The organism is Alkalidesulfovibrio alkalitolerans DSM 16529, from assembly GCF_000422245.1.
Classification (GTDB): Bacteria; Desulfobacterota; Desulfovibrionia; order Desulfovibrionales; family Desulfovibrionaceae; genus Alkalidesulfovibrio; species Alkalidesulfovibrio alkalitolerans.
This window is the reverse complement of sequence record NZ_ATHI01000022.1, coordinates 1-21,401: the sequence shown is the minus strand read 5'-3', so window position 1 is coordinate 21,401 and position 21,401 is coordinate 1. Positions and strand designations below refer to the sequence as shown.

General features: G+C 60.2%; 23 protein-coding genes. 8 read left to right on the top strand and 15 right to left on the bottom strand.

What is annotated here, in order from left to right:
- Positions 1–152 precede the first annotated feature (152 nt).
- Together DSAT_RS07165 and DSAT_RS07160 are read left to right on the top strand one after the other, a co-directional pair.
- Positions 153–527 (top strand): hypothetical protein, encoded by a 375-nt coding sequence (locus DSAT_RS07165; protein WP_020886708.1) that lies wholly within the window; start codon positions 153–155, stop codon positions 525–527.
- A complete protein-coding gene (locus tag DSAT_RS07160) occupies positions 508–1,422 on the top strand; it encodes a tyrosine-type recombinase/integrase (RefSeq protein ID WP_020886707.1) in 915 nt (304 codons plus the stop codon). The genes DSAT_RS07165 and DSAT_RS07160 overlap by 20 nt, the downstream gene beginning before the upstream one ends.
- A 555-nt stretch (positions 1,423–1,977) precedes the next feature.
- Here the strand turns inward: DSAT_RS07160 and DSAT_RS07155 are convergent.
- From DSAT_RS07155 to DSAT_RS07145, 3 genes are all read right to left on the bottom strand, one after another.
- Positions 1,978–2,478 (bottom strand): hypothetical protein, encoded by a 501-nt coding sequence (locus DSAT_RS07155; RefSeq protein ID WP_020886706.1) that lies wholly within the window; start codon positions 2,476–2,478, stop codon positions 1,978–1,980.
- A 91-nt stretch (positions 2,479–2,569) separates the two neighbouring features.
- The gene (locus tag DSAT_RS07150) at positions 2,570–2,848 is read right to left on the bottom strand and encodes a hypothetical protein (RefSeq protein WP_020886705.1); all 279 of its coding nucleotides are present in this window, start codon (positions 2,846–2,848) and stop codon (positions 2,570–2,572) included.
- A 3-nt stretch (positions 2,849–2,851) separates the two neighbouring features.
- Entirely contained in the window at positions 2,852–3,622 is a 771-nt protein-coding gene (locus DSAT_RS07145; RefSeq protein WP_020886704.1) for a hypothetical protein, read from the bottom strand.
- 650 nt (positions 3,623–4,272) lie between these two features.
- On the opposite strand from DSAT_RS07145, the gene DSAT_RS07140 reads away from it, so the two are divergent.
- A complete protein-coding gene (locus tag DSAT_RS07140) occupies positions 4,273–4,548 on the top strand; it encodes a type II toxin-antitoxin system Phd/YefM family antitoxin (protein ID WP_020886703.1) in 276 nt (91 codons plus the stop codon).
- Complete coding sequence (locus DSAT_RS07135) at positions 4,548–4,874, top strand: type II toxin-antitoxin system RelE/ParE family toxin (RefSeq protein ID WP_020886702.1); 327 nt, start codon at positions 4,548–4,550, stop codon at positions 4,872–4,874. Before DSAT_RS07140 ends, DSAT_RS07135 begins: the two co-directional genes overlap by 1 nt.
- Before the next feature lie 15 nt (positions 4,875–4,889).
- On the opposite strand, the gene DSAT_RS07130 is transcribed toward DSAT_RS07135, so the two are convergent.
- The 12 genes from DSAT_RS07130 to lexA form a co-directional block, all read right to left on the bottom strand.
- A complete protein-coding gene (locus tag DSAT_RS07130) occupies positions 4,890–8,204 on the bottom strand; it encodes a CHC2 zinc finger domain-containing protein (protein WP_020886701.1) in 3,315 nt (1,104 codons plus the stop codon).
- Positions 8,201–10,429 (bottom strand): SF1B family DNA helicase RecD2, encoded by a 2,229-nt coding sequence (gene recD2, locus DSAT_RS07125; protein WP_020886700.1) that lies wholly within the window; start codon positions 10,427–10,429, stop codon positions 8,201–8,203. The genes DSAT_RS07130 and recD2 overlap by 4 nt, the downstream gene beginning before the upstream one ends.
- Positions 10,381–10,860, bottom strand: coding sequence for an ERCC4 domain-containing protein (locus DSAT_RS07120; protein ID WP_235695934.1), 480 nt, complete (start codon positions 10,858–10,860; stop codon positions 10,381–10,383). Before DSAT_RS07120 ends, recD2 begins: the two co-directional genes overlap by 49 nt.
- A gap of 2 nt (positions 10,861–10,862) precedes the next feature.
- Entirely contained in the window at positions 10,863–11,336 is a 474-nt protein-coding gene (locus tag DSAT_RS07115; protein ID WP_013219083.1) for a DUF669 domain-containing protein, read from the bottom strand.
- A 12-nt stretch (positions 11,337–11,348) separates the two neighbouring features.
- Positions 11,349–12,119, bottom strand: coding sequence for an ATP-binding protein (locus tag DSAT_RS07110; protein WP_020886698.1), 771 nt, complete (start codon positions 12,117–12,119; stop codon positions 11,349–11,351).
- Between the two features lie 26 nt (positions 12,120–12,145).
- Positions 12,146–13,162: a PD-(D/E)XK nuclease family protein gene (locus tag DSAT_RS07105; protein ID WP_020886697.1), complete on the bottom strand. Its 1,017-nt coding sequence runs from the start codon at positions 13,160–13,162 to the stop codon at positions 12,146–12,148.
- A complete protein-coding gene (locus DSAT_RS07100; protein ID WP_011367847.1) occupies positions 13,159–13,494 on the bottom strand; it encodes a hypothetical protein in 336 nt (111 codons plus the stop codon). The genes DSAT_RS07105 and DSAT_RS07100 overlap by 4 nt, the downstream gene beginning before the upstream one ends.
- Before the next feature lie 104 nt (positions 13,495–13,598).
- Positions 13,599–14,183, bottom strand: coding sequence for a sigma-70 family RNA polymerase sigma factor (locus tag DSAT_RS07095; RefSeq protein ID WP_020886696.1), 585 nt, complete (start codon positions 14,181–14,183; stop codon positions 13,599–13,601).
- A gap of 195 nt (positions 14,184–14,378) precedes the next feature.
- The gene (locus DSAT_RS07090) at positions 14,379–14,705 is read right to left on the bottom strand and encodes a hypothetical protein (protein WP_011367849.1); all 327 of its coding nucleotides are present in this window, start codon (positions 14,703–14,705) and stop codon (positions 14,379–14,381) included.
- 322 nt (positions 14,706–15,027) lie between these two features.
- On the bottom strand, positions 15,028–16,092 hold the full coding sequence (locus tag DSAT_RS07085; RefSeq protein ID WP_020886695.1) for a hypothetical protein: 1,065 nt from the start codon (positions 16,090–16,092) through the stop codon (positions 15,028–15,030).
- Positions 16,085–17,251: a hypothetical protein gene (locus DSAT_RS07080; RefSeq protein WP_020886694.1), complete on the bottom strand. Its 1,167-nt coding sequence runs from the start codon at positions 17,249–17,251 to the stop codon at positions 16,085–16,087. The genes DSAT_RS07085 and DSAT_RS07080 overlap by 8 nt, the downstream gene beginning before the upstream one ends.
- A 46-nt stretch (positions 17,252–17,297) precedes the next feature.
- Complete coding sequence (lexA, locus tag DSAT_RS07075; RefSeq protein WP_020886693.1) at positions 17,298–17,921, bottom strand: transcriptional repressor LexA; 624 nt, start codon at positions 17,919–17,921, stop codon at positions 17,298–17,300.
- Positions 17,922–18,223: 302 nt separating this feature from the next.
- Here lexA and DSAT_RS15125 point away from each other — a divergent pair, with 302 nt between their 5' ends.
- Genes DSAT_RS15125 through DSAT_RS07060 form a run of 4 tightly spaced genes read left to right on the top strand, consistent with a single transcriptional unit; the run spans position 18,224 to position 21,023 of the window.
- Entirely contained in the window at positions 18,224–18,466 is a 243-nt protein-coding gene (locus tag DSAT_RS15125) for a hypothetical protein (RefSeq protein ID WP_020886692.1), read from the top strand.
- Between the two features lie 34 nt (positions 18,467–18,500).
- Entirely contained in the window at positions 18,501–19,025 is a 525-nt protein-coding gene (locus DSAT_RS07070; protein ID WP_020886691.1) for a DUF2924 domain-containing protein, read from the top strand.
- Positions 19,018–20,604 (top strand): recombinase family protein, encoded by a 1,587-nt coding sequence (locus tag DSAT_RS07065; RefSeq protein WP_020886690.1) that lies wholly within the window; start codon positions 19,018–19,020, stop codon positions 20,602–20,604. The genes DSAT_RS07070 and DSAT_RS07065 overlap by 8 nt, the downstream gene beginning before the upstream one ends.
- Positions 20,601–21,023, top strand: coding sequence for a hypothetical protein (locus DSAT_RS07060; protein WP_020886689.1), 423 nt, complete (start codon positions 20,601–20,603; stop codon positions 21,021–21,023). The genes DSAT_RS07065 and DSAT_RS07060 overlap by 4 nt, the downstream gene beginning before the upstream one ends.
- Positions 21,024–21,401 lie beyond the last annotated feature (378 nt).

Here is a 21,401-nt window from a genome sequence, read left to right as displayed (position 1 = left end):
AGGGCATTCGCGGCAAGCTCGAAGCGGACGCGAAGCAGCCGGACATCACCTGGGCGAGCGTCGGCTCCCTCGGCCACGTCGAGGAACTGCTGCGGGAGCTGGACGAGTTCCTGTCCTGAACACACCGGGCCACCGACAAAGGAGACATCGACATGACCGAATGCACCGTGCATCAAGCCGCCGAGGCTTTCATCGGCCACCTGCGGGAATCCGGAAAGAAAGAGCGGACCCTCTACACCTACCGGAAGGACCTCGACGTGGTTGAGTCCTTCTTCGGCGCGGATCGCCAGCTCGCCGAGATCCGGCTTCCCCAGGTCGGCAAATTCTACAAATCCGATCTGCTGCTCAAACTCCCCGACGGCAAGGAGCGGGCCGAGCGCACCGTCGCCAAGACCGTTCGGGTGTTCCGCATGATGATGGTCTGGGCCAGAGAGTCTGGGCGTATCGAGGAGCTGCCGCTGCCCAAGAGCACACCCATGGGCCACAGCCGGGTGAAGGAGACCAGCGATGAGCAACCGAACGGCTGACCTCGACCTGACGGCCGCGACAGAGGCGTTCTGTGCCCGCCTGTCGGCCGAAGGACGCTCCCCAGCGACCATAGCCGCATACCGCCGGGACCTCGCCCTGGTGGCCCGTGTGGCCGGGGAGCTGGCCCCGGGCATCGTCTGCCGGGCGATCACGGCCAGGCTCCTCGACCAGGTGTTCTCCGCCGGGGCGGTCATCGAGAGTGAGCGAGGCCAACGCTCGGCGGCTTCGCTCCATCGGATGAAGGCTGCGGTGCGGGCCTTTTTCGCCTGGGCCGCCGAGGCGGGCGTGGTCAATGACAATCCGGCCCGGTCCATCCGCATGCATCGGTTGCCGAGAAAGCTGCCGGTCTTCCTGACTGCCGCCGAAAAGAAACGGCTCCTCAAGGAGCTCAAGGGACGGACCGACTTCTCCGCGCTGCGCGACCGCGCCATGATCGAGGTGCTGCTGGGCACCGGGATCAGGCTTGGCGAGCTGGCCGCGCTCGACATGGATGACATCGACCTCGACGCCAAGCATCTGCGGGTGCGGGCCAAGGGGAATGTGCCGCAGGTCAAGTTCATCAAGACCGACCTCCGCACATTGCTGCGCCGTTACCTGGCCGAGCGCCGTCGACATGGCCGTCCCGAAATGGAAGCTCTGTTCCTGTCGAACCGGGACGGCAGACTCTGCCAGCGGCAGATTGCCAACCGGCTCGCTCACTGGCTGCGGAAAGCCGGGATCGAAAAGGAACTGACGCCGCACGGGCTGCGGCATACCTTCGCCACCCACCTCTACGGCGCGACCAACGACCTGCTCGTGGTGCAGCGGGCCTTGGGGCATCGGGACGTATCCACCACCCAGATCTACACCCACCTCGTGGACGGCCAGCTCGAGGAAGCCCTCGAACGTCTCTGATCCTTTCGGCCCCGATGATGGGAGCGGCCTCGGCTGCTCCTGTTTTCGTTGGGCGAGACAGTGTCGAAGACAGTGAATGACAGTGCCCGCAAAAGAACACATCAGCCGATGATGAATGATCATGACGATGGTTCTCAGCCTCCCGGGCGGAGCGGGAAATATCGATTGACCGGAATTTCTCCTTTTCTGTCTGTCGGCCGCACATGGCTATAACTGCTTGGCTTGTGCGCTCCTGGCGCAAAACACACATGGCAATATCTGCTTGGCATGTGCGAGGGCCGCTGCCGATGGAATGGCTGTTTGCGGGGCTTGGCCGGTTCTGCCTGGGCCTCGACATGCCAATATCTGCTTGGCTTATGCGGCTCTGCTTATGCGCACACATGCCAAGCGGATATCGAGAGCTGCAGGAAGAAATGGAGGAGTGGAAATGATGATCGGCCGCTGGAGAATGCCGATTCCGAAAGTGCAAGGAACACGTCTTATCCGCAATTCCTGGTGAAGCTGTCTGCCGCAAGTCGCCGTGTGCCGGAGTCATCGGAAAGGCCCTCCATGGTGTTATCCGCAATTCTTTCCGCGTTTCTTGCGGCCGGAGGTTTTCGTTGCCGGGGCGTTGGCGGCCTCGGCCACCTTCTCGAGCAGCGCCGCCGCCCATTCCGCCGGAGAGGTCTGCGGGCCTTTCGGCTCATCACCCTCACGGGCGATCTTGGTGGTCTTGAGATCCTTCATATGACAGCGGATCATCCGGTCGAGTTTTTCGGCGGCGTCGGTGTTCCCCTCGATCTGGGCGCGGACCAGCTTCACCGAGTAGACGCCCACCAACTCCACCTGCAGGAAGTCGCTGGACTTGTTGAACTCGAAGTCCTGGTTGAGGCGGTCGATGATCGCGTCGAACATGACCTTCTCTTCCGGCGTCAGGCAGCGGTCGGCGAAGATGCCGTGACGCAGCCGGTTCTGGTTGCCCTCGGGCGCACCAGGCCCGCGCCGGGGCGGTTCGGTCTTGCCCTCGTTGCGGTGCCAACGATCCAGCGTCTCTTTGTCCGGTTTGTTCAGTGCCACGTGGAAATCCTGCCGAATATTGTTTTCCCAAGCCGGGATGCGGGGCGGGAGGCCGATTTAGCCTCCAAACGCGCTCCCGCCGGTTCAGGGGTTACTTACCGGAAGCGGCGGCCAACTGTCGGTCCCGATCCTGTTTTCGTTCGGCGGCGATGATCTGATTGACCCGGCGGGTGGTCACTCCGGCGAGGTTGGAGATCTCCTGGCTGCTGATCCCCTGCAGATGAAGGGCAAGCACCAGGTCACGGCGTTCCTGGTAGAAGCGGCTCGGTGCAGGGACCCAGAGAATTCCGGTGTAGTGCTTCTGGATCTGCTCGAAGAGTTTCTCGGGCAGGACATCCTTGGCGTTGGCGTAGCGTTTCTTTTTCTTCACGGCTCAATCCTCCACTTTCTTCATCCACGGCTGCGGCACGTCCGGGTTGTAGAACCGCAGCGTGCTGGGACGCCCGGACTTCGGCCCGTGGATAATTTCGATAGAACGCTCGGTGACCTCGCCAATCTCCTGATCGCCATCGACGAAGCAGAGCAGGCCGTAGTCCTCGCCGCAGGGAAACCGGAACCGGCCCTGGTTCTGATAGAGGCGTGCCTCGGACCAGCCCTTGGCCATGGCCTCCTCACGGATGGCGTCGACCTTGGCGACAGCCTGGGAAGTCACCGGCTGCTTACATTTCCAAGCTTGGTTCCCGGGATAAATCCAGTCCTTTCTGGGAGCTTCGACGGGTTTCTCCTGGGGCTCGGGACGAAGCGCGGGTGGCCGGTAGTTCTTCGGGGAAAAGGACTGCAGGACCTCCTGGAGGCTTTCCTTGCCGAATTCCCGGATGGCCAGCTCCTGCAGGGCGTTGAATCGCTGCCGCAGCGTATTCCAGGCATCCTCGGGGAGTTTTCCGGCCTTGTGCGCGGCTTGGGCGGTGACCATGCGGGAACGTAGCCAGGCAAAGTATTCAGGCGACAGACGGCGACACAGCGTGCCGTCGATCTCCCTGTCTTCAGGCCAATCACGGGCGTCCTCGATGTCGTGGATGTCGAGCCCGGTGGAGACATAGATGGCGGGCTGCGGTGGTTGCGGTGGTAGTGATGGGGTTTCACCTCCGTCCGAGGCTTCCTGCCCTCCGGCGGTGTGCTTGATCATGGTTTTCAGAAGGCTCATGGCTTCACGCTCCAGAAATACGGGTTAATCGCTTTTCCCGTTACTTACCGGAACCCAAAGCCAGATGACGGCGGACCGATGCCTTCGCTTGTAATCGTTTTTTTGAGCGAGAGGCCGTTTTGTAACTGTTTTTTGAGGTCTCTAAACGTTTTTCGAGAAACTGGCAGGTTCTGCGGTGGATATGTGCGGTGGCTGCGGTGGTCGTGCGGTGGAAGATTTTCTTGTCCCACCGCAGGGGGGTAGTTCTTTGTTTGTTATTTGTTTTTAGATAGTTATGAAGAAAGAGAAGAGAGAGTGCGGTGGTTGCGGTGGTATTTGGGGAATGTCTCTCACGCTTGGCCGAAATTTCTCTGCCGAGGAATGCCGGATCGGTGGGTCGAAAAAATATTTCAGCCCATAGGGGGTGAGACCTCTGGATTTACCACCGCATCCACCGCAAAGGCCATAAACTCCTTGTCTGGCAAGGGTTTGGCGTGCGGTGGTCATCCACCGCAAGAGACAGCGGTGATCACCGCACCACCGCAAAAGAAAAGGACGCCCGAGAGCGTCCTGGATGATTTTCCAAGCCACCACGGTGGCGACTCGGAGCGTTTCAGATTGACAGTTGACCTGTTTTCGGACTATATTTGGTCATACAAAGGAGGATGGATATGAAGCTATCGAGCCAAATCAAACCGATCAGTTACCTGAAAGCCCATGCCGCAGAAATCGTGCGCAACATGTCCGGGCAAGGTGAACCCCTGGTCATCACTCAGAATGGCGAAGCCAAGGTCGTGATGCAGGACATCGAAAGCTATGAGCAGACCCAGGAGACCATGGCCCTTCTGAAGATCCTCGCGCTCGGCTCGCGTCAGATCGAGGAAGGCAAAGTCCAGCCCGCCGGTGATGTCATCCAGCGGCTTCGCGACCGGAGCAAGAGTCGCTGATGACCTTCCAGATATTTCTGACCGATGATGCGTCGCGGGATTTGGAGGAGTTGTACGACTACATTGCATCCCACGACGCGCCGGGAAAAGCGGATTACGTTCTCGATGAAATAGAGAAGGCCTTTTCGAGCCTCTCCGAGAACCCGGAGCGAGGAGCCTATCCAAAAGAACTGCTGGCCATAGGGCTTCGCGAGTACCGTGAGATATTTTTCAAACCCTACCGCATCATCTATCGCGTCATGGCCGAAAATGTTTATGTCATGGTGATTGCCGACGGCCGCCGTGATATGCAGACCTTGCTGCAACGTCGTCTATTACAGGCATAACTCTCCAGTTCTCCTTCATTTCCCCCTGTTCGCGCTGATCCAATACTCGAAGTTCTTGGTGTGGGCGTTGCGCTGCCGGTCGATGTCGAAACCGGCGTCCCGGATGACGTCCAGGTCGTTGCTGATGCGCCGACCGAGCTGGGCGGGCTTCTTGTATTCGAACTCGAGGTTGAATTCCCGGCCGACCCTGCGCAGCGCCGCGAGCAGCCGTCCCGCTGACACTGGCTCCATGGTGTTCTCGTTCTCGAACCTCACCTGGTAGCGTTCGATGAACCCCACTACGTGGTTTGCCCGGTCGTCCTCGCCGTAGCGGGCCTTCTCGTCCAGCTCCACCGCGTTCCGGTAGGCATGGAAAAGCGACGCCAGCGCCGTGGCAATGGGGTTCGACTCCCGCGCCATCTCCTGACTGGTGTCGTTGATGGAATGAATCTGCTCGATGAACAGCGGGCTCAGCTCCTCGAGTCCGGTGGTCACTTCGTGTTCCTCGGACCCGGCCAGCATCATCAGGTACATCAGGCTCAGATAATCGTTGCACCGGCGCTTGCCATGGGTCGGCATGGTTCGGTGCAGCAGGCGCATGACCTGTTTCTGGGCTCCGTCCCGGATCATCGCCAGCACATGGCTGGTCCGCTTCATGATGGCCGAGATGATCAGATCCCGGTTCTGCTGGATGGCGGAGATGACCTCCGATTCCAGAAAGCAGTCGCTGGCCTGGTTGGCGAGGTCGAAGTTGATGACGAAGGACCTCGACAGTATCTCCGAAAGCTCCCCGCACAGCGGCTCGATGCCGGTGGTGTTCAGCAGGCATTTGGTCCGCTCGGTGATGGTCTCGCTGTCTGTGCCGCTCTTGCGTTTCTCCTTGGCGATGCCGGTGATGCTGGTCAGCATGAAGGTGGTCAGATCCTCGGTCATCTGCTTGACCTCGATGTTGTCGAGGACGATGAGCGGGTTCTGCGAGCCATCGGTGTAGTTCGCCGCGTCGGTGGCTTTCTTGTGCTGGGGCTCGCCGTAAAGCAGCGTCGACGTGATCTTGCTGGCGGTGGTCTTGCCCGATCCGGCCGAACCCTCGAAGCGGGTCATGGGCCGCGTCCCGGCGAAGTCGATCAGCAGGAAACAGGAGAGCCAGGAAAGGATGAGAAATCGATCCCCCTGCGGACAGGTCATATTGCCCACCAGCAGATCGACCAGGAGCCGGTCCGCCTCTTCGAGGTCGGCGTCGGGCAGGAATTTCAGCGGCTTCATCTTGCGCGAGCCGTCCAGGATGATGCCGTCCTCGTTGCCGCCGTTCTTCATGATCTGAATCTCGTCCGGGGTGATCTTGGCGATCTCGTGCTCCGGATTGTTCAGGTTGAAATAGACGGTGTAGGAGGCCACATCGGTGTGCAGCCAGGAAAAATGGTCGCGCACCTGGCCACGGATCATGGCCAGGCTGGGCAGCACCTCGAAAAATGTCCGTCCGCCGCCCGTGGTCGGCACCATACCCGTGTGCTTGTAGAGCATGGCCGCGTAATGGCGCTTGCGGCCCCGGTCCGGTGAATCCATCCAGTAGATGGCGTTGTCGAAATACATGAACGGCTCGCCCTGCAGGGTGTGAAAGAACTGGGCACCGTTGGCGTTGAACCAGTCGTAGGCAGCCTCGGCGGCCAGGGTGTAGTCGGGAGCACCGTTCTCCAGTTCCGTGTCGATCAGCACCTCGTCGACCCGGGCGCGGCACGATCCGGGCATCGCGCCGGACATCCGCTTGGCCTTCTTCTTTTCGTTGCGGAACTCGACTTTACGGTCCTTCTGGATGGCGCGGATCTGCTCTTTGAGGGTGGCCATCGAAACACCACCGCCGATGCGCTCCTGCACCAGCTTCAGCAGACGGGCCTGTTCCAGCGGAGACTGCTCGGAAATCTCCCCCAGGATAGGTTCGAGCAGGCGGTTGCGTTCTTCCTCTTCAGCGCCCTCGGGCAGCGAGCGCACGCCGAACTCGATGGGCGTGCTGGCCTCGGCGAGCAGGCGTTCGAAATCCTCCAGGGTATGCCCGGCGGCAATGTAATCGTTGACGTCGATCTTGGCGATGGCGAGAAGCGCCTCGGCCGCCTGGATTTCCTCGGCGGGACGTCCCGCCAGTAGCTTGGCCAGCTCCTTCGGCCCCACGCTCGCCGTCAGGCCGAAGCGTTCGGTCAGCTCCTGCCGGGCCGAGATCTGTGTTTCCGACAAAGGCAGCGTCACCAGGCGGGTGTCGATCTTGTGTTCGGCCAGGGTACGAGCGGTTTGCAGCGCCCCTTTGAGACCGGCCTGGGAGAGTTCGTTGTCCTGGCAGATGTAGACGGTTTCGACGCCGCGCAGTTTGGGGATCAGGCGCTCCCAATCGGCGGCCCGGATGCGGACGGTGACCGGCGATACGGTGGGCAGGCCCAGTTGCATCAGCGCCAAGCAATCGGTCACCCCCTCGGTGATGATCACCTTGCCGGGCCTCGCCAGCAGGCAGTCCTCGTTGAACAGCAGCGCGTTGTTGATGAAGTCGGCGACGTAAGGCCGTTGGTGTTCGTCGTGAACCGGCAGTTTCTTGTATTTCCCTTGCTCCCAGCCAACGTCCGGGGTCCACGGCGTCTTGCGGCCGATCATGAACACCACCCGGCCACGGCTCCAGTAGGGAAAGACGATGCGGCGCTCGAAAAATGGCGTCAGGCCGTCCTGGCTGGTGGGACGGAAAGCGCCGGTGGCGGCGAGCTCCCGCTTGGAGAAACCGTCCTCACCCCCGGTCAGTTGGGCGACCGCGCCGGACGCGTTGTCCGCGTAGCCGATCAGGAGATCGTCGATGGTCTCCTCGCTCAGGGCGTATTTGGATTTCAGCCAGTCGAGGACCTCCGGCGACTCTTTGAGTCTGGCGTGGTAAAGCCTGGCCAGCGAGGTCAGCGCGTCCTTGACCCGCAGTTCGAAGGCGCGGTCGGCCTCCGTCTGGGCGAGACGCTCCTGGCTGAGGCCATAGCGCGACAGCGGCGGCAAGCCCGCCTTCTTGGCGAGATAGTCCCGGGCCTGACGGTGGCTGTCCGGCATCGGACCGGATTGCCCGGCGGTGACCGAGCCCGTCTGAATGAACTCAACGAGCTGCAGCACATCACCGCCGACTCCGCAGCCGAAGCAGTACCAGCCCTGCTTGTCGAGCATCACGTGCAGCGACAGACGCGACTGGCTCTGATGGTTGGGGCAGTCGCACATCAAGCGCTGGCCGGTCTCCTGGGTGATCCGTCCCGGCAGGAGTTCCCGGGCCACGTCACCGATGTCCATCTCGGTGACGTGCCGGTAATACTCCCTGACGTTATCCGTTCCGCCCATACTCATTCGGCCTCCGCGACACGGGCGAAATCGGCCTCCGCGTGCTGGGCGGCGTCCAGAAACAGGGGCAGAAAGGTCCGACGGTCATCCACCTGGCAACGCTTGGCGCAATTCTGGATGCCCCAATGGTCGCCCAGGACAATGGCGGTGCGCCGGGCGCGGGTCACCCCGGTGTAGAGCAGATTACGGTGGTGCATGAAGGAATGCGCCTTGTGGACCACCACCACGGCGCAGGGGAATTCGGACCCCTGGGTTTTGTGGATGGTGAGCGCATAGGCGAGCTGCAGGTCCTGAAGGTCGGGCGAACCCTTTTCCATCTCCACGGGCATGCCGTCGAAGTCGATGACCAGGGTGCCGTTCGCGAGGACATCGACCACATAGCCGATGGCACCGTTCATCACGTTCAGGTCGTAGTTGTTCCGGGTCTGGATGACCTTGTCGTGCTTGAGAAACGGGGCGCGGCGGCCCATGGCGACCGGCGGCACCTCGGTGTTCCAGAGCTTGCGCTGGATGAGCCGCTGCAGCTCCTCGTTCAGTTCCTTGGTGCCGAGCGGCCCCTTGTGGGTCGGCGTCAGCACCTGCACGTCCTTGATGATGTCGAAACCCAGGGCGTCGAGCCGCTCCTGAAACAGCTCCAGCAGGAACGAGCGTGCAGCCATCGGATCTGTGAACTGATCCACCAGGTACCAATCCCGGCATCCGGCCACCGACGCCTCGCTGGTCTTGCGCACCTCGCCCTTGAGAACGGCGGTGCAGTTCTCCTTGAGGACGCCAGCCTGGCGCACGACCTTGTCGAGGATGACCGTGGGGATGGCGCGTGTCTGGATCAGATCGCGCAGGATGTTTCCGGGTCCCACCGGCGGAAGCTGGTTGTGGTCCCCGACCAGCAGCACCGTGGTCCGCGACAAATCGACCGCCTCGAACAGGTGCCAGGCCAGCGGCACGTCGACCATCGAAAACTCGTCGACCACCAGGACGTCGGCATCGATGGGGTTCTCCTTGCTGCGCGAGAAACCCTTGCCGTCATAGCCGAGCAGGCGGTGGATGGTGGTGCCGCTACGGCCGCTGACTTCCTCCAGGCGTTTGGCGGCCTTGCCGGTCGGCGCGGCGAGCACGACCTCCAGATCGCTCTCCTCGCAGATGGTGTTGATGACTGAAATGGTGTAGCTCTTCCCCGAACCGGCTCCACCCGAAATCAGGCTGATGCTGTATTGGAGGGCCGAGCGGACCGCGTCGAGCTGCTTCTCGTTCAGCGTTGATGCGCAGCGCCGAATCAGGGCATCGAGTTTCTTGACGGACTGGAAATGAGGATTCGGTGTTTCGGCCTGGCCGAACAACAAGGCCAGCTCCCGCTCCATGCGGACGATCTCCGGCAGAGCGACCACGAAACGTCCACCGTGGGAATCGCAGGAAAGCGCCTGTTCTTCGATGAGAGCGTCGAGGGCGCTCTCGATGCGGACCCGGCTGTCCAGGGCATCCATGACCAGCAGCAGATTGGCCTGATCCACCAGATCCTCGTATTCGATCCAGCAGTGGCCATTGTCCAGGGCATCACGGACGCAAAACAGCAGACCGGCCCGGATACGGGGAACGTGGTCCTTTGGGGTTCCCAGCTTGCGGGCGATCTTGTCGACCTTCTTGAAGCCGAATCCCCGGATCTCCCGAATGAGGATGTACGGGTCTTCTTTCAGAATATCGAGGCAATTGCCGCCGAGTCTTTCGACCAGGGTGGTGACCTGATGATGGGTCAGGCCGAATGCCGAAAGCCAGGCCATGACGGTGTTGACGCTGCGGTTCTTCAACCATTCGTCATGCAGCCGCTTGGCTGCATCCAGGGGCAGCCGGGCTTTGAGGGCGATGCGCTCAGGGTCACTCAAAAGGGTTTCTTCAAAGGCGTCGCCGAAACTCTCGACGATCAATCTGGCCTTGGCCGGACCAATGCCCTTGATCTCCGGATGGTTGGCCAGATAGTGGATCAGCCCTTCCGGATCGAGTTCGAGGTCGTGCTCCATCCCGTCGACCTTGAACTGACGGCCGTATTTGGGATGGGTGGACCACGACCCGAGCAGGACCACAGGCTGATTTTCCCGGGCGAACAAATTGCCCGCGAACTGGACTTCCTCACCGGCCGGGGTGAGCAGTCGGCCTGCGGAGAACTTGGGTCCGGCATAGTAAACGCGCTCTATTCTTCCCCGGAGTCGCGCCGGGTTACTCTCATTTCTTTTTGGCATCTCGCGATCCTCCGGTGAAAACGTGTCAGGTACTCCTCGACAAAACGGCAGGCGGCCTGCCGGTCCGAGCAGAAGTAGACGGGGACACCGAAGTCGACGACGATGGAGGCGACCGTTCCGATCAGCGCGTGCGGATGGGCATCGCTGCGGTAGCGGCCATCGACCAGATCGCGAAAGTTGCACTCGACAACCACGCAGGCGGATTCGTAGGCAGAGAGTTTTTCCAGTTCGCGGTGGAACCGCTTCCGCCCCCGGATGACGGTGGAGACGAAATCCGTCAGGGATTTACGCTCCACCGCCAACCGTTCCTCGAGGCCAACCAGCGAGTAATCACCGGCGGGCAGCGCCTTGCGAACCGCCGAAACCTTGTCTGTATCGAAGCTGTAAGGCTCCTGTTCGCGGGTGTCGACGACAACGGTAATCCGGTCCATCATCAGAACGGGATCATGTCGTCCATCGCCGCGCCGGGAGCCCCGGCATCGTCGGCCATGACAATGCGACGGTTGAAGTAGATGTTCTCGTTTTCACCGCGAGTGCGCTTGGTCACCTCCAGCTTGATGTTGAGAAGCTGCTCGAGGTGGCCCGGCAGGTCGGAGAGCTTCTGAAGCTGCAGCCCGCAGGTGTAGAGGTCCTGCTTGAGCCACTTGATGTTCTCGTTGCTGGCCATGACGTTGTTGCGCCAGAGCAGACGACCCTTGTGGGTCGGCGCGAGAATGCGCAGAGTCCACTTGAGCATGGGATTGCCCGAGGTCTGGGCGCGGGTCAGTTCGACCCGGTCGACGTTGACCTGGTACTTGCCGTCGGGGACGGCCTCGAACTCGCGTTCCTCGACTTCGGCGGTTTCAAAGGCGTCGTCGAACTGCGCCAGGTCGAGGTTGCTGCTGGATTGGTTTTCGTAGTGTTCCATGGTCGGATCTCCTTACTGTTGGGGTTTCGCCGCCGCACTCGCGGTCGGCTCCGGCTTCGGCCGGGCGGCACTCGCCGCAGCTCCGGCTGCCGTGTTGTTGAACGCTTTCATGAAGCTCGAAAAATCGAGGGGGATGACTTCGGGGAGTCGGCCGGTGCGGTCACCGGCGTCGTAGTTGGGACTGGGCTTGGTGCGCATCACGCGCTGCCAGACCGGCTTGCCGTCCTCGCCGGTTTTCATGTCCAGATCGCAGAACAGAATCAGGTCCACCAGCCCGGTAACCAGCTTCCGCGCCTTTTCCGGCAGCGTCGGCACGATGCGGGTGTGTTTGCCGGTCCGGGTCTCGATGTCCCGTTCCTGGGAGTGGGAGATCAGGATCAACCCATAGGGCAGGAAGGCGAGTTTGTTGATGACGCGCTGGAACTCGTTGTTGATCAGCGCGTAGCCCTTGCCGTAGCCCAGGTCGGACTCGTGCTCGATCTTGAATTTCTTGCAGACGTAGTCCGAGCACATCTTGTAGGCGTTATCCATCGTGTCGACGACGATGGTCTTGAACTCGTGCTTGCCCTCGGCGATTTCCGCGCAGGCCTGCAGAAGATCGTCCCAGCAGGTGATCGGGGTCTGAAACACCTCCAGGGCGTTCAGGCCCGGCTCGGTCGCCAGGAACAGTGCGTCATCGGCCTTGGAGCACCAGGTGCTCTTGCCGATCTTGCTCGGGCCGTACACCAGAGCGGTGAGGTCCGAGAGCGTGTGTTTGGGTTTGCTTTTGGTCTTGGGAAGCATGGCTTCGTCTCCTTATGGTTGGGATTTCAAAACACCGGAGCGGCGTCTTCACCGGCTCCGTCCCGCAGCTCTTCGTGCGGGGCGATCCGTTGGAAATGGTTTTCGATGACGTTGGGGTTGCCGCCCGAGCGGCAGAGCTGGAAGTAGGCGCAGGGCCTTCCGTACTGGAAGCAGTAGCTGGTGTTGCGGTAGAAGGTGTCGCGCCGACGGGCGTCGAGCATGGCCTTGGAGAGTTCCCACAGCTCCGCCCGCAGTTCCTCGAACTGGTCGCGGGAGATGTAGAGCACCTCGCGGTGGAACATGCCCGGCTCGAGGTACTTCTCCTGGAGCCGCTGCTGGAAGGTGTCGTCGTCCTCGGGCAACTTGCGCTTGGCGCTGCTCTTGCCGGTTTTCGACTTGGCGATCAGTTCGTCTCGGCGGGCTTCGTATTCAGCTTCGGTTTCACCCTTGCCCTGGCGCAGCCGGGCTTTGACCAGGACGTTATAGATGATGCCGCTGACCGTGATGCCGAGGGTCTGCTCCAGGTACCAGGCGTAGAGGATGATCTGGAAATCAGTCCACAGCCGCTCCAGATAGCTGGCGTCGATCTGCGCGGCGGTTTTGTGTTCCAGCAGAAAATACTGGCCATCCTGACGGACGATGCCGTCTACCTTCCCGGCGAGAATGAAACTGCGCGAGGTCGCCCCGGTCGCCGGGTTGACGATGGGACCTTCGAAGGTTTTCTCGAGCGCGACGACCTCGAACTCTTCAGCGGGGTAGTGTTCCGCATAGGCGCTCATCATGGCCCGGGCGAGATGCCAGTCGGCCTGTTGATGGTCGTCCTGCGCCCGGTTCGGATAGGTCCGGTCGATGTGGTCGAGGACCTTGGCCAGATTCCGCTCGCCGTGCCAGCACTCCAGGCAGTCGTGGATGACCGAGCCGAAGGCCAGATTGGGGTCGCGCTCGAGCGGCACCAGCTCGTCGATGTAGCGCCACTTGCAGGCCATGCGGCAGTTGCGGAACAGCCGCCACATGGAATAGGTGGTGGTCATCAGCTCGCTCATACCGCCACCCCCGCTTCGGCGGCGGGCGCTGCGCGATGCTTGGAGGCACAGGCGCAACCCGACGGCTGGGTACGTTCGATCAGGACCGAGCGTTCGCCGTATTCCTTGGTGGCGAAGCCGGTGAAAATGCGGGCGAGGTCGCTGCCGACATCGGTGGAGGCGTCGATCACGCAGGTGCGTCGGGCCTTGTCCAGATTGAACCGGCTCTCCATCCGCACACGGGAACGGCCATGCAGGCTTTCGACGGCCAGCATCGCCAGCATGAAAGTGTCTTCCAGTTCCTGGGCCGGGACCGACTCGTCAAAACGGTACTTGTAGGTGTCGTGAGTCATGGTTGAACTCCTCTTTTGTTCAGGTTCTGATTTCCGAGGCCCCGGATAGCCGCACCATGCGGCACGGTGCTTACTTACCGGAGGCGGAGCCGATGCGTCGGAGATCACAGGTAGTCCTCGAGCCCGGCCTCGCGGAACGCGTCCCGGAGCTTGCTCAGCCGGTCGTAGAGGGTGGTTCTGGGAATGCCCATCTCCCGGGCGACTTCGGCCATGGTGCTGTCGTGCAGGCGCACGCACAGATCCCGGAGCTCTTCCGGCAGCGAGGCGATGGCCTGGCCGAGATCCATGCGGATCTCATGGGCGAGGCGCTCCCTTGTCTCGCGGGTGCCGCCTCCCAGAGAACCTTCGCTGTCCAGGAACTCGATCCGCTCGGTGGTGTCGCCTTCGCCGTTGTCGAGGGGTTCGTTGAGTGAGGTTTGGCAGAGCCGCCAGTCCCGGCATTGGGCGAACCGGGCCTCCAGGATGGTGGAGATGTGACGTTCGACGATCCGGGCCATGAAGGTGGTCTTCTTGGCCTTGGCGGGATTGAAATGCCGCATCCGCTGCAGCAGATCGATCATCAGTTCCTGTTCGAGGTCGGGTCTGTCGTCCTCGGTGAATCCGGCCTTGCCTACGAGTTGACGTGCTTTGTGCCGAATGAGGTCGGCGGCATACTTGTCGATGCCGTCGTAAGAATTTTGTGAAACCATCGGGGCCTCCTCGGAGCGAGGAGGAGGTCCGCGTGGGTGTCGGCACGGGCCAGATCACAGGACAAAGCTGTCGCGTGGGCGAAGGGGTCGCAGGTACGCCGCCAATTGCCGTATTCGGCTCGGCGACACCCACAACAGCCTCCGCCATGCGTCCAGCTTGTTGTCCAGTGTCTAAGGGTTCAGGTCGTTACGTGTTCAGGCTGCCCGTTCCTCGATGCGCATCAGGAACGGGAGACCGTGCTTGATCTCGAGCAGGCAGACTTTTCCGCTGCCCATCTGCGCGAGGTGCTCCAGCAGCGCCACGACCTCTTGTTTGAGAATGAAGTCATCCTGGTCGCGCTCGGGCCGGGGACCGCTCTGTCCTCCCAGCTTGATCTCGCGCTCGATGACCGTGTCAGGGGTGAGTTCCGGCTCGCCGTCGCGGACCGGAATGTTGGTGATGCGGCCGAAGTTGATGTCCTGCATCAACTCGATGAGTCGCCGCTTCGGTGGGGTGAGGTGTGCTTTGCTTGTCTGGTTCATGCCGAACCTCCTTCATTTCTGGACCGACCGGGAGACAGGTCCGGCATGAATTTCCCGGGTGGCGGTCGTGAACTTTTTGTGTTCACCAGACCTGTCACCCTGCTTTGGCGAATTTTCGTTGCGACCCCGAAAAACGCCCTGGCTCAAGAAGGAGGAAAGCCCGTAAGGCTCTGATTGGTGTTGGATTTACAGAGGAAAACTTTTTTAACTTTTTTTGCCCGGCCCCAGTGAAATTTCACCGAGCGGGCCTCCAAGACGCAAAAAGCCCCGATCCAGAATCCTGAATCGGGGCTATAGATTTGTCGGGCGCTATAAAGGGTGGTCAGTAAACCTCGGCACCTTCCGGGAGGATGCTGAACTTACACCGGTAGGTCTTGGTGTCCTTGACCCATTCGATGGGATCGTCATCGAGCCGGAAGAATTCCCGCAGGTGCCTCGACAGCTCTTGCTTCTGTTTTTTCAGTTTGTCCGACGCGTATCGGCTGTGCCAGTCGATCTCGCCACGGGAGTTGGCAAACCCCTCGAGCAATTTCCATTGCTCGGTAGGATTGCCATTCTTCCTGCTCGCCATTCCCATTTGCGTATAGGTGTATCGACCGCTCTGATCTCCCGCCCATATTGTGACGGTATGGCCATCACGGAATTGAATCTTGATTTGCGCCCATGTGGTGCCCGGCGGTGTTGAAAAAAACACCGTGCCGCCAGAATCCGGCTCAGGCACCTGGCCGATAAGGGGGGCGAATATCGCGGCCTTGTCCCGACGGGTCAGAAACCATGGTGCATCTCCCAGGTGCAGCTCTTCGTTCAGCGCAATGAAGGGGCTGCTTCTCTGCGCCAGCAGTGTTTCAACTGCAGGACTCAGATGAAGGCGCGTGGGCGCGATCAGGACAAAGGGCTTGGGGATCGAGAGACATAATGATCGAACGACCTCTGCCAGCGCATCCATGCTGTCCTGCATCGTCAGAACAACCGGGAAGTCCATCCCCGCCGTGGGTATGAAATCGCCCAGTCTCCATGTATGAGGCAGTCCATCAAGTTTCGACTCTCGGTGTTCTATTCCCAACGCCGCGCAGATAGCGCCATTGATGGCTGACTGCTTGAGCCGGTAGATCAGGGTCTGCCTTGTGGTGAGTTGGACGGCTGGATATTCCTTTTCATTGCAGATGGCCCGGATGTTGGTCTTCACATGGGTGACAACACTCCGTGGGCATCCGAGGCCACATTCCGTTGGGCAATCCACGGCGGTCGCGTGATTCTTGGTCAGTTGAAGGAAGTGATCCCGAAACAACGGGTATCGGTCCCAACCGGAGAGCGCCTTATCCCAATCGAACAGCGCCGCCGACTTTCCAGGCAATCTCTCCAGGTATGCCCAGAAGGGATCACTCATCCGATGTCCCTCCGGCTCCGACAATAAAGCCCCTGAGTCCGAGCCAGCGCTCGATAACCTCGGCATCACCATCCCGCTTGAATTGCGCTCGGTTACCTGAACTCAAGGTGACCGACCTGGGCGTCTTCGAACCGTCGAATTTAATCTGGAAGCTTGCCTTCACGATCTTTCCGCCTGCGGGAAGGGATTTTTCGCGATCACGAAGGGAGGCAAACAGATCCTCGGACCGACGAATCTCAACGTCCTTATGAGCGCCGCCCCAAAAGACCTGAACCTCCTTGAGCCTGACATGCTCGATGCCATCGACGTCGTCACATAGGAGCGCGTCCTCACCAATTTGCCGCAAAGGTTCCAGGTCAAATCGGCTGCGTTCGTTGAAGAACTCTTCGTCTCCGAACAGATGAAATCCAAATTTCTTGCGGTAGAGCTCCTTCTCACCCTTGGTTTCGGCGTTCATACGGATCTCCCCGATGACGGGGTTGTATGCAAGCACATCGAATTTTTCAGGACGAAAATACTGGCTGGTGGACTCACCGGCCTCAATGACCGCCTCACGGGCATAGGGCTTGCCATGGCGCACGAGGAACCATGTGTGACCCTCTTTGGGATAGACGAATACCTTGGAATACTTACCTCGACGTTTCTTGGAAAACCATTCGTCGAGATCGGACTCAAGGGCCGCGAGGGTTTCCTGCGATGGCAGCAAGAAATCCGGCAGTGGGTTTTTCTTGGTCTTGAAATACTCGAAGGACCTGACGTTCATGAAGAACTGCTCGGCGTGTACCTTTTCGATGATTTCCCGGTCAGCCATCCAAACCTGGATCGCCAAGTCTGCAGGGGCGGCGTTCTCCCCGATTTCCACGTCGATGTCCGTTCCAGCGATCTCATCCTGAATGGAGTCAAAACCCTCGGGGGTCGAAACCTCATTCACATAAAACAGCGCCTCGGCCAGATCATCCGGGGTCGTACTGTCCGGCGTCAGCAAAAGGTGGCTGAGGGCGTTGTAGTCCAGGCCATCTTCCTGCTGGACTGGTGGCAACTCTACGCCGCGAGCTGAAAAATAAGCGGCATGAGGTTCCAGAAAGGCAATGAGATGCTTCCTGTCGATTCGCCGGAGCATCTCCGGCTTCGAAAAGCGGCGTAGGTTAAAAGTTGCCATCAATTACTCCTGTCGTTTTGTCGTTACTCTTCCATGTCTGTCTCGATCAATTCCGTTTCCACCCAACGACCTTGCCCAACACGCGAAGGTCATCCTCCGGCCTGATTCGGATCTTCCGTACTTCCGGGTTCTCGGGCACCAATTCGATGAGCTCGTCTTTGATTCTCAACCGCTTAACGGTCGCTTCGTCGTTGAGCAGCGCCACAACGATGTCACCGTCCTCGGCGATGGGCTGCTGCCGCACAATGATCAAATCGCCATCGTTGATACCGGCACCGACCATGCTGTCCCCCACCGCACGGAGTGCGAAGTGCTGTCCGGAACGAACGACGTCCGACTCGACCAGCACCTGGCCTGTGATGTTCTCTTCGGCCAAGATAGGGTGACCAGCGGCCACCATACCCACAACAGGGACTGAAACCAGAGAGGCAGCCATCTCACTGGGGCGGCGGGCAACAGCTATTCCTCGCGACTTTCCGTCCTCTCGCTTCAGGAATCCCTTGCGCACCAGTTGATTGATTCGGTCGTGGGCGCTGGCCGGGCTGATTTCAAAGATCTCACTCAGTTCTTTCACCGTTGGAGGAAAACCCTTGGCATCGACGAAACGACATATCTCTTCGAGCGTTTTTCGCTGCAACGGCGTTATCTCATCCGTTTTCGCTTTGCCCATGGAGTCTCCATTTCTGTTGAAAGACAAAAAGGCGCAATGCGCCAACAAACCCTAATAATATAAACCTGATGCACATCAGGTCAAGAAATAATCTCACACCTGATTTCCGACACTTCCATGAGCCCCTCGGTAGGTAATGCCTGAAGAAAGCCGGTTTGAAACCGGACGAACAGTTAGAAACCAGATAACCGACCAGAGGCGGAGCTGAGGCGGTTGTGGGTGCCATCGAACGCGCATCCCGACCGCCACCGTTTTCTGGCATCCACACCATCCAGCCCCCCCGGTCCCACCGGAGGTGTTCGATGTTGGATGTACAGGAAATGAATGATGTGCCGGGGACGGATGACCTTGGCGAAAACGGCAAACCCGGCCGCCTGTCGGGTGAGGCGAGGCTCCAGTCAGCCGCCTCGATTCTGGCCACGGCGGTCCTGCGCCGAAAGGCCAAAAAAGCATGTGTGGGCAATGAGTTAGATGTTTTCAAAGATTCTTCCCCTGTGCTCGGAGAAGGACTTGATTCATTGCCGGAACAGAGCATTCATTCATGACAACTCGTCCGGAAACCAAAATAAGGAGTTGAAAATGAATGAGTTACAGAACGACGCCACCGGCGGCAAGAACCAGGACCGAACCCGAAACTCGGTTCTTCGGCAGATGGCCCTGCTGCAATCCATGTCCCTGGAGCAGCTCCGGGAAAAATGGCTCGACCTCAACGGTGAAGAGCCGCCCCAGTACAAGAAGCAATTCCTCATCAAGCGGCTAGCCTATCGCATCCAGGAGCTTTTCTACGGCGGGCTGTCCGAGCAGGCCAAGGTCCATCTCCAGCAGGCCGCCAAGGAGGACCCGGTCGCCACTGTCAATCGACGCATCCCAGAAGAGCGGAAATCAAACGAGGCGATCCTGCCCGGGACCAGACTGGTGCGGGTCTGGAACGACCGTCGCTATGAGGTGATCGTCCTTGCCGATGGCTACGAATTCGAAGGTCGCACCTTCCGGTCGCTCAGCGCGGTGGCCAGGGAGATCACCGGGACGCGCTGGAACGGCAAAGTCTTTTTCGGGCTGAAGAAGGTTTACGGCAGAAAAGCCGAGGGAGGTTCGGATGCTTGATAACAGCAATGTCGCGCCGGGCAAGAACAAGACCCTGCGCTGTGCCATCTACACCCGCAAGAGCCACGAGGAAGGGCTCGAACAGGAATTCAACTCGTTGGATGCGCAACGGGAGTCGGCGGAACACTATATCGAAGCCCAGAGGATGCGTGGCTGGACGGCTCTGCCGGATCGCTACGATGACGGCGGTTTCTCGGGTGGGAACATGGAGCGCCCGGGGCTGCGCCGACTGCTGGCGGACATCGACGCCGGGAAGATTGATGTGATCGTGGTCTACAAGGTCGACCGGCTGTCCCGCTCGCTGCTGGACTTCATGAAGATGATCGACCTCTTCAACGAGAAGGGCGTCAGCTTCGTCTCGGTCACCCAGCACTTCAGCACCACCGACCCTACCGGCCGAATGTTTCTCGGCATCCTGATCACCTTCGCCCAGTACGAGCGGGAGGTCATAGCCGAACGTATCCGGGACAAGGTGGCGGCAGCCAAGCGCCGGGGGAAATACTGCGGCGGCGTACCCATCCTCGGATACGACGTCGACCGGGAGAACAAGAAGCTGCTGGTCAATCCCGATGAAGCCAGGACGGTGCAGTACATCTTCCGCCGATTCATCCAGATCGGCTCGGCCAAGAAGCTGGGCCAGGAATTGAACGAACAGGGGTACCGCACCAAGGCCTGGACCACCAAGAAAGGCAAAGTGCGCGAGGGCTCCGAATGGAACACCGCCCATATCTACCGGCTGCTCAACAACCGGATCTATATCGGCGAGATCGCCCACAAGGATCGCAGCTACCCCGGCGAGCACGAAGGGATCATCGACCGGGCGACCTGGGACAAGGTTCAGGCCATCCTGGAGGACAACAAACCGGTCAAGGTTTCGATGGCCAGAACCAAAATGGTCGCCCCACTGAAAGGCGTCATCCGCTGCGGCCACTGCGGATGCGCGATGGGACCGACCTACGCCCGCAAGAACGGCCGCCACTACACCTATTACATCTGCCAGAAGGACAGCAAGCGGACCGTGAGCCGGTGTCCGCTCAAACGGATTCCCGCCGGGGACATCGAGCAGGCCGTGGTCGAGCAGTTGAGCGCGGTGTTCCGCACACCGACGCTGGTGGCCAAAACCTACTTCGCGGCCCGGGACATCGAGCAGGTGGAGCGGGAGCGGCTGTTCAAGCAGAAAGCCCAACTCGAGATGGAGCTGTCGCAGGCGCGGGAGCAGGCACTCGAACTGATGAAGCCCGGCAGCGATCAGCCGGGCAAGGCAGAGATGCTGACGACCGTCAACCGCCAGGCGGTCGAGCTCTCGAAACAACTGACGCACGTGAGCGAGCGATGCAGAGCCTACCGGGGGAACAGCATCACGGAACAGGACGTCTCGGAGGCCTTCCAGAATGTCGAAGGCTTCTGGGAAGACCTTTTCCCGGTGGAGCGAAACCGGCTCATCCGCCTCCTGGTGGATAAGGTCGAGATCCGCGAGACCGGGATCGACATGGAGCTGCGCACCAACGGGCTGACAACGCTCATCGCCGAGCTGGCCGGTCTGGCATGCGAAGTCACCGAACGGAGGCCAAGCCGATGAAAATGAAGCCGACCATTACCGTTGCCGACAACGGCAACCTGCAGATCCACATCCCGATGCTGATCCGGCGCATGCGCGGCCGCAAGACGGTCATCGCGCCCCAGGCCCTGGATGGAGATATCCCCGGGGCGCAGGAGCCGGTACAGTCCGCCGTCCTCCAGGCTCTGGCAAGGGCCTTTTCCTGGGCCGACATCCTCGAATCCGGCCAGATCAAGTCCATCAGCGAGCTTGCCCGTACCCTCGACGTCGATGGCTCGTATGTGGCCCGCATCCTCAAGCTGACGACCCTGGCCCCCGACATCGTCGAAGCCCTGATCAACGGCGAGGAACCCAACGGGCTCTCGCTGGCCAAGCTGACCCAGACCTTCCCCGAGGACTGGGCCGAGCAGCGCCGCCAGTTCGGCTTCGCCACCGACTGACGACCGGACCGGAGACCACCCCAGAGAGCCGACCATCAGCGTCGGCTTTTCTTCTTCGGGGGCAGGAAACCGGAGTTGACCACGCTTCTTTTCATGGCCGAGGCGGGTGATTTCGAAAAAAACGTCCGGTTGCGGCATCGAGCGATGACCTAAGACAACCGCCCAAAACGGCAACCAGCCGCAAACCCATATCAATCAAGGATGTAGCTTTCCGGACGAGCTTCGGACTTGGTCCGGAGAAAACAGAGAATCAGGGGCCAAACAGAGAAAAAAAGGCGGGAGGATGGGGAGAATCGATGGTGCGAAGAGGTGCTTTGGAAAGATGTGAAACGGGCGCAAACCCTTTATAAACAAGGAGAAAAAGAAAACCCGTCACCC